Below are 13,700 nucleotides of genomic sequence, written 5' to 3'. Positions count from 1 at the left end.
CTTGTTGCCGTCGCTGCGGGTGGGTGTTCACCGGGGTGAAGACCGCGTCGCAGCGAGGGAGCGAATACTAAAGACTTCTGAAAATTCGTCAAGGGTTTTCGTCGATCTTTTTCATCAACGCGTCATCCATCCATGCTGCTCATCAACAAGCGCGGCAGCACGCGCGTTGCGCGTGCTGCCGCTGGCTTGCTAACAATGCATCTCTTGTCATCAGGAATGCATGCGATGTCCGCGGTAGGCAAACGTTCGTTGTGGCGCGATCTCTCCCTGCCTGCGGTGATGGCGGGCTTCATTACGGTATTGGTGGGCTTCGCCAGTTCGGCGGTGATCGTGTTCCAGGCCGCACGCGCGGTAGGCGCCGACCAGGCGCAGATCGCCTCGTGGATGTGGGCGTTGGGCCTTGGCATGGGCGTGACGTGTATTGGTCTGTCACTGCGCTATCGGATGCCGGTCGTCACTGCATGGTCCACGCCGGGTGCGGCCATGCTCGTGGTGGGTGCGGGCGCGGTCGGCTACAGCGATGCGATCGGTGCGTTCGTCCTTGCCGCGGTGCTGGGCATGCTCGCCGGCTTCTCGGGGATCTTCGCGAAGCTGATGAAGCGTGTGCCGATGGCGCTGGCCGCTGGCATGCTTGCTGGCGTACTGCTGCGCTTCGGTCTGGATGTGTTCGTCTCCATGGGCACTCAGCTGGGCATGGCACTGGCGATGTTCGCCACCTGGCTGATCGGGCGACGGCTGTTCCCGCGCTATGCGGTGATCGCCACGCTGGTTGTCGGTGTCCTGGTCGCCGCAGGTCAGGGCCTGCTTCATATGCAGGACGTGCGGCTGGAACTGGCCACGCCGGTATTCACCTGGCCAACGCTGTCGTGGTCGGCGGTGTTCGGCATCGCCCTGCCCCTGTTCGTGGTCACCATGGCCTCGCAGAACATCCCGGGCGTAGCGGTGATCCGTGCCTCCGGCTACGACACCCCGGTATCGCCGGTGATCGGCTGGATCGGGGTGGTCAACACGCTGCTCGCCCCGTTTGGCGCCTATGGGCTCAACCTGGCCGCGATCACCGCCGCGATCTGCATGGGCCGTGAGGCACACGAGGATCCGGCCCGCCGTTATACCGCCGCGGTGGCCGCGGGCGCCTTCTATATCGTGGTGGGCCTGTTCGGGGCGACGGTGGCGGCCGTGTTCGCCGCCTTCCCCAAGGAACTGGTGGCCTGCGTGGCCGGCATCGCACTGTTGGGCACCATCGCCAACAGCCTGGCGACGGCCCTGCGTGAGGAGGCCGATCGCGAAGCGGCGCTGGTGACCTTCCTGGTCACCGCCTCGGGCCTGTCGCTGGCCGGGATCGGCTCGGCGTTCTGGGGGTTGGTCGCCGGCGGCATCTGCCTGGCAGCACTGCGACCGCGTCCGGTCGCCCGCTGACGCCTCACGCGCCTTCGAAGATACGCAGTACGACGAACAGTGCCAGGCCCAGGCCCAGGGCAAGCCGGCTGGTACCCCCGCGGCGTACTAGTTCGGCGTTGATCCGCTCCGGCTGCCCGGTAAAACGGGCCTGCGCCCGCGCCACCATGCGGCGGCAATGCCAGCGGTACAGCGCATTGCCGAAGATGCCCAGCGAGAGCCGCACACCCAGCGATAACACGACGCCGCCCACCGCCAGGTCCAGCAGGACCATCGCCATGCCAATGGCGAAATCGGCCATGAGCACCGCGAATGCCACCAGGTACATACGCCGGTACATGAGCCAGTGGAAGCCAAACAGGACGGCCGGCCAGTGCCACGGGCGCGGCCAGCGGCCACCGGCCTCATCGAGATGCCAGCGACGGGCATACAACGCGAAGTTGTCGCCCACCGCCTTCGCCAGCAGCGGATGGCGGTCATGCACCGCCACGGCCGCATCGATCTGGGCGTCGATCATGGCCTCGTGCAGGGCGGTGCTGGGCGCGCGATAAGGATCCTCGGCCGTCTCGTCCGGCCGGGCCGGGGACGGAACCGTACTCATAGCGGGCGAACCGCCAGCGTCTGCTGCAGCACGTGCTGCGCACCCGGTGCCAGGGTCACCACATCCGGGCCGGCATTGGCCGCTTCCAGGCACACATAGTTGCGCCAGCCGGCCCCGACATCGGCCATCTTGCTGGCGCCGGCCTCGCCCGGGTTCCAGGCGACCAGCGAGCGGCTGCCGGTGGTGGTGATCTCGATGCGGCGCTTCAGGCCCGGGTCCTTGAGCACGTAGCGGCCGCCGGCCTGCGTATAGATGCGGTCGCTGCGGCCGGGATCGCGCGGGTCGCGCAGGTTCCAGTCGCCCTGCTGCTGGCGCGGGGTCGCGTAATTCTCGAACTTGTCCAGGTAGGACAGGCCATCCAGGCCCTCCACGCTGACCTGCATCGCATCGCTGACATGGAAGTAGTTGTGCAGGGCCTGGGTGAAGGCGACCGGCTGGCGGCCGGTGTTTTCGGTGATCAGGCGCTGTTCCAGGGTCCGGCCGATGCGCAGCTCCATGCGCAGGCGCAGGTCCAGGTTCTCCAGCACCGGCGGCGCCAGGGTCAGCACCATGGTGCCGTCGGCCTCTCGACGGGCCTGCTGCAGGGTCCATGGCACGTTGCGGACGAAGCCATGCGAGGGCACGTCATTGCCCTGCCCCTGGCGGCCGAAGTACGGCCAGCACACGGGGCTGCCCCCGCGGATCGGGGTCGGCAGCGGCTGGGCGCTCGGCGAGAGCCACATGACGTCCTGCCCGCCCTTGGGCACATAGGACAGGAGCTGGCCGCCGAATACGCTGATCGCGGCGGTGGCGAACGGGGTCTGGACCGTCCACGCGGGGAAGCCCTGGATGTCGGCCAGGCTGAGCCCGGGCACCTTGGGCAGGGCCGCGCGGGGCGCCGCCGGGGATTGGACGTACTGGGCGTGATTGGGCGGCAGGGTGAACACGGTGGATGCGGGCATGGTCGGTGTGGAAGAAGGAGGAGCACCGCGAAGGGCGGTGAGAATGCGCTGGCCGGCACGGCCATCGGCGGGGGTCCAGCCCAGGCGCTGCTGCTCGGCCTGGATGGCGCGGCGGGTGGCGGTACCGATCATGCCGTCGGCCGTACCGATATCGTGGCCGCGGGCCAGCAACAGGGTCTGCAGCTCTCGACGTTCGGTACGGCCGATGCCGGGATCATCGGTTGGCCAGGCGGCGGCAATGCCGGTTCCACCACGCAGGCGATCGGCCAGTGTCGCGATCGCCAGCGCGTAGCTCTCGGCGGCGTTGTAGGCGTAGATCGCATCGTAATTGCGGAACACCAGCCACGCCGGGCCCTTGGCACCGGTCGGGAGTAGCAGTGCCGCGTTGCTGTCGGCCGGGAGCCCCGCAGGCGCCAGCCCCCCCCCGGCGACCGGGACGATGCCCAGCGCGCGCCAGTCAGCCAGTGGCTTGCGCTGGGTGCGGCCGGCTTGGGCGGCGTTGAAGCCGGCCGGAATCTTCACCTCGATGCCCCACGGCTGCCCGGTACGCCAGCCTGCCTTCTTGAGATAGTTGGCGGTGGAGGCCAGCGCATCGGGAATGGAGGCGACCAGATCGCGGCGACCATCGCCGTCGCCATCCACCGCGATACGCGCATAGGTGGAGGGCATGAACTGGGTGTGGCCGAAGGCGCCGGCCCACGAGCCGGTCAGGCCCTCGGCGCGCAGGTCGCCGGCATCGATCAGCTTGAGCAGGGCCAGCAGTTCACCGCGGAAGAAGGGCTGGCGGCGGCCTTCGCAGGAGAGCGTGGCCAACGACTGCAGCAGCGGGCGCTTGCCGAACACGCGGCCGTAATCGCTCTCTACGCCCCACACCGCGACAATGGTGGCGGCATCGACACCGTACTCGGCCGAAACACGGGCCAGCAGATCACGGTGCTCGATCAGACGGGCGCGCCCGTCATCAACGCGCTGGGTATCCACCAGCGCGGCCAGGTAATCCCACAACGGAGTGGTGAACTCCGGCTGTGCATCCAGCAGCGGCAACACGCTGGGGTCGGGGGTCAGCCCGGCGGTGAGCACCTCGAAGCGCTCGGCGCTGATGCCCTGCTTGCCGGCCTGCGCCTTCAGCGTGACCAGGCAGGTGGCGAATGCGTCCGGCGCGGCGACCGCGATCGACGGTGCGCCGAGCCACAGCCCGGCCAACAACAGGGGCGACCATCGCATTGGCGGAATCCTTGCAGCCAGTGGACCTGCATCATAGCGGCAATGCCGCGCGGGTCAGGCCGGCTGTAGCAGACGCAGGCCGAAGGCGGGATCGGTGGCGTTCCAGTGGGCGGTCACGCGCAGGCCGGCGGCGGCGGCCATCGCGGCGAACACCGCATCGGTGTACTTGTGACTGTACTCGACGGTCATCGCCTCGCCTTCGGCGAAGTCGAAGCTCTGCCCCCCCACCTGCACGCGCTGGTCGCGCTGGCTGACCAGCTCGGTTTCGATGCGCAGCCGCGGCACGCTGTAGCGGGCACGATGGCGGAAGCCGTCCAGATCGAAATCGCTGCCGATGTCGCGGTTGAGCCGACGCAGCAGATTGAGGGTGAACTCGGCGGTGACCCCGGCGGCATCGTTGTACGCCGCTTCGATCAACGCCGCGTCCTTGTGCAGGTCGATGCCGATCAGGGCCATGCCATCCGGGCCCATGGTCTGGCGCATCGCCTTCAACAGGGCGACGGCGTCGTCGTGGGCGAAGTTGCCCAAGGTCGATCCAGGGAAGAACACCAGGTGGCGGGCCGGCTCGCGCTGCGGCGATGGCAACTGCACCGGCTGGGTGAAATCCGCGCAGACCGGCAGCATTTCGATGTCCGGCAGCGAGGGGGCCAGCCGGGTGATGCTGTCCAGCAGCGCGGCGCGGGAGATTTCGATCGGGGTGTAAGCGACCGGGTCCCGCAGCGCATGCAGCAGCAGTTCGGTCTTGCGCCCGCTGCCACTGCCCAGCTCGACCACATGCAGGCGCGGGCCGACCACCTTGGCGATGTCACGCGCGCAGTCCTGCAGCAGCTGCAGCTCGGTGCGGGTCGGGTAGTACTCCGGCTGCTGGGTGATCTGCTCGAACAGCGCCGAGCCCTGCGCATCGTAGAAGTACTTGGAGGGCAGCTGCCGCGGCGTGGTGGACAGACCACGCAGGATGTCGGCGGTGATCTGGTCCCGATCCGGCTGCAGATCGGTCAACGCTTGGAGTGCATCACGGACCGAACTCATGCGGCATCCCGGGCCAGGCGCAGGCCGGCGAACTGCCACCGGGCCGACGGCGCGAAGAAATTGCGGTAGCTGGCGCGCAGGTGATCGGCCGGGGTGGCGCAGCTGCCTCCGCGCAGCACCCACTGCCCGCACATGAATTTGCCGTTGTACTCACCGAGGTTGCCCGGGAAGGTGCGGAAGCCGGGATACGGCCCGTAGGCGCTGCTGGTCCATTCCCAGACATCGCCAAACAGCTGGACGAGATCGCCTTCTTCCGCCGCCCCGCCCGGGTGGAGGTGATCGGTATCGGCGAAGCGACCCCGCAGCGGCCGGCCGGCGGTGGCGGCCTCCCATTCGAATTCGGTGGGCAGCCTGGCGTCCTGCCAGCGTGCGTAGGCGTCGGCTTCGAAGTAACTGAGATGGCAGACCGGTGCGTGGGGGTCGAGCGCACGCCAGCCGCCGAGGGTGAACTCCCGCTCCAGCGCGTCATCCCAATAGAGTGGATGCTCCCAGTGCTGCTCCTGACACAGGGTCCAGCCTTCGCTCATCCACCAACGCGGCTCGCGGTAGCCACCGGCCTGCACAAACTGGCGGTACTCCTCGTTGCTGACCGGGCGGTTGGCCAGCGCATGCGCGGGCACCAATACGCGGTGGACCGGCGATTCGTTGTCATAGGCGAACGTGGGGCGGGTGGGCCAGACCGGCGCGCCGATCTCCACGATCTGTTCAGGACTGCTGAGCCACTGCAGCGGCAGCGCACGGGCCGGCGCCACGACAAGATCCTCGCGGTAGGCCGGCTGCAGCGGGTTGGACCAGAACGCGTGCTTGATATCGGTCAGCAGGAGTTCCTGATGCTGCTGCTCATGGTGCAGGCCGAGCAGCAGCTGCTGCTGGGCCTGCTCACTCAGGCTGCCGGCCTGCAGCGCAGCGATCACGCGCTGGTCGATCTCGGCGCGGAAATGCAGCACTTCATCCAGCGAGGGCCGCGAGAGCAGACCGCGCTGGGGGCGCGCATGGGCCGGGCCGATGCTCTGGTAGTAGCTGTTGAACAGGTAATGCCAGTCCGCATCGACCGGTGCGTAGCCGGGCCGGGTGGCCAGCACGAAGCGCTCGAAGAACCACGTGGTGTGGGCCAGGTGCCATTTTGCCGGACTGGCGTCGGCCATGCTCTGCACCATGGCGTCTTCCGCACTGAGCGGCGCGGCCAGCGCGACCGTGCGGGCGCGCACGCTGGCGTAGCGGGCGGCCAGCGACGTCGGCGGGGCGGCAGTATGCGGAGGTGCGGCAGCAACGGCGGTAGTCATCGCGATCAGGATCGGCCAGCCGGGGTGAGTGCCACGTCATGGCACGGCATGGATCGGGTGACAACGCTCAGAATGCGTCGAGATAGAACCAGCGGCCGTCTTCGCGGACGAAGCGACTGTGTTCGAGCATTTTCACCGCACTGCCGCCGCCGACCTTGTAGCGCGCGGTGAAACGGACCTGGGCGTGGTCGGCATCTGAGCGGGTATGTGCGTGGATCGTCAGCCCCAGCCACTGCGTGCGCTGGCCGGGTGCTTCGTCCAGCGACAGCTCGGCCGGGCGCGTGGACGGGTGCCAGCTGGCCAGCAGGTACCCGGCCAGGTGGCGCACGTAGGCGCTGTAGCGCGAGCGCATCAGCGCTTCGGCATCCGGCGCGGGTGTGCCGGCGTGGTAGCGGCCGCAGCAGGCGGCGTAGGCCAGTGGGCGGCCGCAGGGACAGGGGTCGGAGATGGCGGTGGTCATGGGGGTATTGTCGCGCGATGACCGGGCGTATGCTGGCGCGCCTTCTGCCGCGATGTGCTGCCGTGCTTGAGCTGGTTCCCCCTGAGCTGTTGTGGTTGGTGGCGATCGCCTTCATCGCCGGCCTGGTCGATGCCGCCGTCGGCGGCGGTGGGCTGGTGCAGTTGCCCGGGTTGTTCACCGTCTTGCCGCAGCACACGCCGGCGATGCTGTTCGGCACCAACAAGTTCAGCTCGATGTTCGGCACGGCGGCTGCCGCATTCCGCTACGCGCGCAATGTGCGCTTCCCGTGGCGGCCGGTACTGTTCGCGGCGGGCACGGCGTTTGTGTTCTCGTTTGCCGGGGCCACGGCGGTCAGCCTGCTGCCCAAGGACGCGGTACGCCCGCTGGTGCTGGTGCTGCTGGTGGCGATGCTCGGCTACACGCTGTGGAAGAAGGACTTCGGTGCCCTGCACCGCCCGCGCGAGATCGGCCGCAAGGAACTGGTGACCGCGTTGGCGATCGGTGCGGTGATCGGGTTTTACGACGGCTTCTTCGGGCCCGGCACCGGCAGCTTCCTGATCTTCCTGTTCGTGCGCTTCTTCGGGCTGGACTTCCTGCGTGCGTCGGCCGCCTCCAAGGTGGTGAACCTGGCGACCAACGTGGCGGCGATCTCCTTCTTCGTGCCGACCGGCAACATCCTGTGGCTGTTCGCACTGCCGATGGCCGCGGCCAACATCATCGGCTCGGTGGTCGGCACGCGGATGGCGCTGCGCGGTGGCACGCCCTTCATCCGCAAGCTGTTCGTCGGCCTGGTGGTGGTGCTGATCGCCCGGATGGGCTGGGACACCTTCGCCGGTTAGCAGGACGGGCCAGCCCTGGGGCTGACCCGTCGGTTGCTCAGCGCTTGGGCTTGGCGGGCTTCTTTGCGGGCGCCTTGGGCGCGGCCTTGGTGGCCGTCTTCTTTGCCGCTTTCTTTGCCGGTACCTGGGGCACAGCCTTCTTCGGGCGGGATGCCGGCGCCGCTGCCGGCGCCGCCACGACCTCGGCCTCGACGTGGGCGTCCTCGTCGATCGAGGCCGCCATCACTTCAGTGGCCATCGCCTCGGGGGCATCCACTACGGCAGGCGGGGCAATCACGGCCGGTGCCGGTGCCGCCGTCGTCTCGCCGGCGCGGGCACGCTCGGGCAGCTTCAGGCGCTTGCCTTCGTCGTCGTACTCGATCAACAGGACGCCGGAGTCGTGGCGACCGCTGATCTCCACGAAGCAGGCACCGCCGATGAACGGCTCCAGCGTCATCACCGACTTCAGCGGGGTGGCCACGACCATCTGGAACCCGAAGTTGTCGAAGATGTTCATCGCCAACGCGGTGAACTCGTTGTCGGCCTTGTCGAAGGCTTCATCGAGCACCACCGCCGCGTAGCTGGGCAGCTGGCCGTCGGCGCCACCGAGCTGGTAGCGCAGCGCGGCCGCCAGGCAGGTGGTGGCCAGCTTCTGGCGCTGACCGCCGGACTTGCCCGCACCGCTGCGGTAGATCTCGACCTGCTGGCGGGTGGCGGCGTCGAGTTCGACGCCGACGAATTCCACATGCAGGCGCACGTCCAGCACCAGCTCGCGCCAGCGCTTGTCCTCGCCTTCCTGCGAGCCGAGCTTGGCGACCAGCTCACGCAGCACCGCGAACTGCGCTTCGGCCAGTTCGCGCTGCTCGGTCTGCTGCTGGGACAGCACGTCACGCAGGCGCTGGTGGAAATCCAGTACCTCGGGCAGGCGGCGGTCGGTGAGTTCGATGGTCAGCAGGGTGCCGCGATTGAACGGTACCTGCTCCAGCGAGGCATTGACCTCGTCCAGGCGCTGGGCGATCGACTTGCGCGCCTCGGCCGTGTGCCGCTGCAGGGCCAACAGGTTGTTCTTGCTCTGGCTCTGCAGCAGATCGAAGAAGCGTGCCTCGTGCTGCGGCAGGCCATCGTTCTCCAGCCGTTGCAGGCGGGCCAGGAAATCTTCGGCGCTGGACAGGCTGACGGTGAAGTCGCCGCTGTCTTCCGGCCAGGCCTGGCAGTAGCGGCGGAAGCAGCCGAGCAGCAGGTTTTCCAGCCGGTTGTGTTCGGCCTGGGCACCGCCGAGCTGTTCGTTGAGGGTGTTGCTGATCTGCCGGAAGTGGGCTTCCAGGTTCTCCAGGCTGAGCACGCCGAGCGCCTTCAGGCGTTCGTCCAGGCCCTGCTGCTGCAGCGGCGTGACCACGCGCTTGGCCAGCGGCGCGCACTGCTCGTGCAGGCGTTCCAGGCGTTCGTGTTCACGGCCGAGCTGGCCGCGCTCCACGCGCACGTCTTCATAGGTGCGCTTGGCCTGGGCCACATCGGCCCGGGTCTTCTCGATCTGTTCGCCCAGCCTGCGCAGATCGGCATTGCCTTCGCGCAGGTCGTGCAGGGCCTGGGCGATGTCGTCCAGGCGCTGCAGCGGTGCGGCCACATCGATCTCGTCCCAGCCCAGCGTGCACAGCTGATGGCAGGCCAGTCGGGCCTTGCCGTCCTGTTCGCGCTGCGCGCGCAGGCCGGCCACGTCGCTGTCGCAGGCAGCGATGCGCTGGGCCAGTTCGATCGCTTCGCGCTCGTACAGGTCCAGTTTGTCGCGGTTGTTGAAGCCGAGCAGCCAGCGGCGGCGGTCGCTGATGTTGTGGCGATCGTCCTTCTCGAAGCGCTCGCCCGGGTGCTTGACCTGGCCTTCCTTGGTGATGCCGCGGTCGGTATCGCGCAGATGGCGTGCATCGACGCATTCGTAGTCGAAGCGCTTGCCCAGCTCGCGGCGCAGCCAGCCGGCATAGCCGTGCTCGCGCAGCACCAGCTTGTGCAGCAGCGAACGTGCGCCCGGCTCGCGGCCATGCAGTGCGTCGTCGTTGCGGCGCACCCGGTAATAGACCAGGCGGGTCCCGAGGTGGGTCTGGTTGATCCACGCCGAGACCTCGGCGTGGTGGCGCTCATCGACCAGCAGCGACTGCGCGAAGCCGTGCAGCACGCGCTCGATGGCGCCCTGCCATGCGGCGTCTTCGTCGCGGACCTGCAGCAGTTCGCCCACGAACGGCAGTGCCGCCTCGGGAATGCCGGTGTCGCTGCTCAGGCGCGCGCGCAGCTGCTGCATCGGCGCGGGAATGCTGGACGGGGTGCGCTTGAGCGCCTCCAGTTCCGAACGCACTTCGGCGAAGCGGCGTTCGTCGTCGCGCTTGCCGCCCATGCGCTCGGCAATGGCTTCGTCCAGCTCGGCCGCGGCGCGCTGGCCGTTGTCGAGGCGGGCCTGCGCGCGGGCGAGCTGCTCGGCAAACCCGTGCGCGGTCTCGGCCAGGGTTTCCCCCAGTTCGCAGCTGGCGTGGTTGGCCTGGCTGCGCTTGGCCAGCCGGCGGTCGCGCTCCTGGGCGACACGGCCCTGCTCGCGCTCCAGTTCCTCGATGCGCTCGCCGCCCTGCTGGCGACGCTGCGCTTCCAGTTCGGCGAGGTGGCTTTCATGATTCTCCAGCGCGCTGCGGCGCTGGCCTTCTTCCCCGGACAGACCGCGGTCGCGGGTATCCAGTTCCAGCAGGCGCGCCTCAAGCAGGGCCAGGCGACGCTGCTCGCGCACGCCGTCGATGCCCAGCTTCATCTCGTCCAGGTCTTCACGCTGGCGGCGCAGTGCCTGCAGATCGGCGTAGTGGCCGCGTGCGGGCAGCAGGGTTTCAACCTGGCGGCGCGCGGTGACCACGGCCTGATGGGCGCCATCGAGTTCGGCGAAATCATCGACCAGCCGCTCGGCCGCATCGAAGGTGCGCGGTGCATCGAGCATGAAGTCGCGCAGGAACACGTTCAGATCGCCGAGGTTCTTCGCCGACTGCGTCTTGTGCAGCAGGCGCAGCGCCATCTCGTTCTCGATCCCGAGCACATGGCGGAAACGTTCGGCATAGCTGGCGAAGCTGTCGAAGTGATGCACATCGCCCAGGCGCTGCTTGAGCTTGCGCAGGTCCAGGTCGAAACCGCCGAGGTCGCGCGCGATGTCGAAACTGCGCTCGGCCACCATGTAGTGCTTGCGCACATCGGCCGCCGCCGCGCCGTTGCCAGCGATCCAGAACAGGCGCACCAGGCTGACGATGCGGCCGTCATTGCTGCGGTATTCCAGCACCAGGGCGGTCCAGGTAGCGCCTTTGCGCAGGTACTGGGTGGCGATTTCACCGGTGCCGCTGTCCTGCTGGTCGGCCCAGGCGCCCCGCACGTAGGAGACCAGGTTGCGGTCGCGGCCACTGCGTTCGGCTTCGCGCGCGGCGGCGTTGAAGTCGACCAGGGCCGGCGGCACCAGCAGCGCGGACATCGCATCGAGCAGGGTCGACTTGCCCGAGCCGGAGCGGCCGACGAACAGGAAGCCGCGCTCGGCGATCGGCACTTCGGTCAGGCCGGAGAAGGTGCCCCAGTTGTGGACCTGCAGGCGGCGCATGCGGAACTGCTGCGCGCGCGGGTCGGGCTGGTCGCCGGGGAACAGGGCGGGTGCGGGAATGTGGACGGTCATGGCAGGGCTAGCAATCCAGGCAGGGCAGCGGCGCGCGGGCGCGCGCTCAGGCGTCGAGGTCGGCCGGCGCTTCGCGCAGGCGGCGGTACACCTGGGCCAGGGCGGCGACATCTTCGGCGGAGAACATCAGTTTCAGTGCCGGCGAGACTTCATGACGCGCATCGTCGCCGCCGAGGCGGGTGAGGATGTGGTTGTCCTTCATCTTCTGCACGGCACTGGCGACGCGGCGGTTGAAGCCGGCGCGGTCGGTGGACAGGTGGCGCTCGTACACGGCCAGTGCTTCGGCCAGCTCGGCATCCTCGACCACCGCGCGCACGCCGCGCGCATCGGCTTCGGCCAACTGCTGGCGCAGGTGCAGCAGCAGCACCGAGTCGATGAAGGTCAGCGGCGAGGTACGCAGCAGCACCGGTGCATCGATATCTTCGGTATCGGCCTGGCGGGTGAACGCCACGCCACTCTCGCGGTCCAGCACCAGTTCCAGGAACAGGTCCGAGAGCGCCGAGCGGATCGCCGCTTCGCTGCGGATCAGCGCCGGCCACAGCTTGGCGTGGCGCAGCTGGTCGATGCTCGGGCCGATCAGCAGCTGGCACAGCGCGCGGCGGCCATCGAGCGGCAGCCGGCCGGTGTCGCCCATGTAGAACACGTCATTGTTACGCCGCAGGACGGGCGTCACCACGACCGGTTCGTCGTCGTGCCCGTCTGCGCCGCCGTCGATCGGGGTGTCGGTGGATTGTTCATGCCAGCTCATGGCGTTTCTCCTGGGTGAACCAGATCAGCGGAATGCGGGCGCGACGCCATTGGCCATCGCCGCCGCGCCATTGCGCGATCTCCTGTTGATCGGTGGCGACCTCGCCGTGGCGGGTGCCAAGAGAGAGGTAGCCGATGATGCTGCCCAGCCCCTGCGGGGCCTCACGGTGCTCAAGCACCTGCGCGATCGACAGCCGCGGCTGCTCGCCGAGCAGGTCGTGCAGATCGCGGCGCAGGGTGCGGAAGTCGATTTCAGAGGCGGCCACCAGATCACCAACACTCTCCAGCGAGATCGCGGCGGTGTCGTTGCGCTGCACGCTCCCATCCACCTGCGCCTGGCGCGGGTCGTGCAGCTTCCATTGCGACAGCGAGCGCAGCCGGCTGGTGGTGAGCTGCAGGTCGCGGCCGATGCCGCGCTGCGCCGGGATGTGGTCGCGCAGGCCCAGCGCCTCGCCCTGGGCCTGCTTGAGCAGCTGGTTGAGGCGGCGCTGTTCCAGGTAGCCACGGCTCTGCACGAAGCCGCGCAGGCTGCGGGCGAAGTGCTGCAGCACATCGTGGACCTGGCCACCGCGCTCGAGCATGGTGGTGGTGAAGCCGCGCAGGAAGGTGCGCTCGTTGCGATCCAGCTTGCGGGCGAAGCCACGCGCGAGCACGGTCTCCAGCGCGGCATCGAGCTGGGCGCTCTGTTCGGCATCGTTGAGCAGGCGCCAGAACGCCTCGAAGCTGCGCCCGGCGTCGCTGTCGCCGATCACGTCCACGCCTTCGAACAGCTTGGACAGCACGTCGCCGCGCTCGCCTTCGTCATCGATGATGCGTTCGCGGAATTCACGGTTGAGGCGTTCGAAGTCATCGCGCACGCGGCGGAAATCTTCGGTCAGTTCGTCGGCCAGGCCGATGATCTGGCGGGTCCGTTCCAGCGCGCGCTTGCCATCCAGCGAGGACACCTTGCCGCCGCTGACGCGGGCGATCTCGGCATCGATGCGGTCGCGCTCGTCGCGCAGCGCGGACAGGCGTGCATCCGGATTGGATTCGGTCAGCGCGGCCAGCTGCGAGAGCTGCTCGATCACCAGGGCCAGGCGGCTCTCGGTGGCGGCAGCGCGCGCCTGCTCCAGGCTGTCGGCGAAGCGGATCGCCTGCGCGGCCTGGGTGGACAGTTCGTACTGTTCCTGGTCGGCGCCGTCGGGCAAGCGGCGTTCCAGCCAGCCCTGGGCCAGCCAATGCGCGATGTAGGCCTGTGCGGTGCGCGGCAGATCGCGCGACAGCTCATCGGCCTTCAGATCATCCAGCGCGCGCTGCAGGCGTTCGTGCAGCACCGCGGTGGACAGGGTGCGCTCGTCCTGCATCAGCAGGCTCTGCAGCAGGCCGATGATCTCCGGCGCGTGATCGGCCGCCAGCAGCTTCCACTGCGATTGTTCGCGCAGGTGGCGGTAACGGGTAATGCGCTCGCGATGTTTCATTCGAGACCGGGGACAGGAAGACAGGCCGCGCGGGTCGCGGCGGCCGGGAGGGAAACGGGACGCGCA

The 13,700-nt window shown here is 68.5% G+C and carries 10 protein-coding genes and 1 pseudogene; 3 read left to right on the top strand and 8 right to left on the bottom strand.

Annotated features, from left to right (window positions below; translation table 11 throughout):
- A partial coding sequence (locus ABE483_RS04460) for a hypothetical protein (protein WP_346481177.1) occupies positions 1 to 193 on the top strand: 193 nt, incomplete at its 5' end.
- 32 nt (positions 194 to 225) lie between these two features.
- Positions 226 to 1,416: a benzoate/H(+) symporter BenE family transporter gene (locus ABE483_RS04455; RefSeq protein WP_346481176.1), complete on the top strand. Its 1,191-nt coding sequence runs from the start codon at positions 226 to 228 to the stop codon at positions 1,414 to 1,416.
- A 4-nt stretch (positions 1,417 to 1,420) separates the two neighbouring features.
- On the opposite strand, the gene ABE483_RS04450 is transcribed toward ABE483_RS04455, so the two are convergent.
- From ABE483_RS04450 to ABE483_RS04430, 5 genes are all read right to left on the bottom strand, one after another.
- Positions 1,421 to 1,996, bottom strand: a complete 576-nt coding sequence (locus ABE483_RS04450) for a DUF2628 domain-containing protein (protein ID WP_313219788.1) — start codon at positions 1,994 to 1,996, stop codon at positions 1,421 to 1,423.
- Positions 1,993 to 4,161, bottom strand: coding sequence for a lytic murein transglycosylase (locus tag ABE483_RS04445; protein ID WP_313219789.1), 2,169 nt, complete (start codon positions 4,159 to 4,161; stop codon positions 1,993 to 1,995). Before ABE483_RS04445 ends, ABE483_RS04450 begins: the two co-directional genes overlap by 4 nt.
- Positions 4,162 to 4,215: 54 nt before the next feature.
- Positions 4,216 to 5,190 (bottom strand): L-histidine N(alpha)-methyltransferase, encoded by a 975-nt coding sequence (gene egtD / locus ABE483_RS04440; protein ID WP_346462812.1) that lies wholly within the window; start codon positions 5,188 to 5,190, stop codon positions 4,216 to 4,218.
- The gene (egtB, locus tag ABE483_RS04435; protein ID WP_313211301.1) at positions 5,187 to 6,473 is read right to left on the bottom strand and encodes an ergothioneine biosynthesis protein EgtB; all 1,287 of its coding nucleotides are present in this window, start codon (positions 6,471 to 6,473) and stop codon (positions 5,187 to 5,189) included. Before egtB ends, egtD begins: the two co-directional genes overlap by 4 nt.
- 67 nt (positions 6,474 to 6,540) lie before the next feature.
- Positions 6,541 to 6,933 (bottom strand): YchJ family metal-binding protein, encoded by a 393-nt coding sequence (locus ABE483_RS04430; RefSeq protein ID WP_313219792.1) that lies wholly within the window; start codon positions 6,931 to 6,933, stop codon positions 6,541 to 6,543.
- Between the two features lie 62 nt (positions 6,934 to 6,995).
- On the opposite strand from ABE483_RS04430, the gene ABE483_RS04425 reads away from it, so the two are divergent.
- Positions 6,996 to 7,772: a TSUP family transporter gene (locus ABE483_RS04425; RefSeq protein WP_070474219.1), complete on the top strand. Its 777-nt coding sequence runs from the start codon at positions 6,996 to 6,998 to the stop codon at positions 7,770 to 7,772.
- A 37-nt stretch (positions 7,773 to 7,809) separates the two neighbouring features.
- Here the strand turns inward: ABE483_RS04425 and ABE483_RS04420 are convergent, their stop codons facing one another.
- From ABE483_RS04420 to ABE483_RS04410, 3 genes and pseudogenes are all read right to left on the bottom strand, one after another.
- Positions 7,810 to 11,430, bottom strand: coding sequence for an SbcC/MukB-like Walker B domain-containing protein (locus ABE483_RS04420; protein WP_346481175.1), 3,621 nt, complete (start codon positions 11,428 to 11,430; stop codon positions 7,810 to 7,812).
- Positions 11,431 to 11,476: 46 nt separating this feature from the next.
- Positions 11,477 to 12,076 (bottom strand): annotated as a pseudogene (locus tag ABE483_RS04415) (DUF4194 domain-containing protein); the annotation flags it as partial.
- A gap of 88 nt (positions 12,077 to 12,164) precedes the next feature.
- On the bottom strand, positions 12,165 to 13,634 hold the full coding sequence (locus ABE483_RS04410) for a DUF3375 domain-containing protein (protein WP_346462810.1): 1,470 nt from the start codon (positions 13,632 to 13,634) through the stop codon (positions 12,165 to 12,167).
- Positions 13,635 to 13,700 lie beyond the last annotated feature (66 nt).

Source organism: Stenotrophomonas sp. TWI602 (assembly GCF_039674045.1).
In the GTDB taxonomy this organism is placed as follows: domain Bacteria; phylum Pseudomonadota; class Gammaproteobacteria; order Xanthomonadales; family Xanthomonadaceae; genus Stenotrophomonas.
Note: the sequence above shows the minus strand (reverse complement) of the source record. Positions and strands in the feature narration are given on the sequence as shown.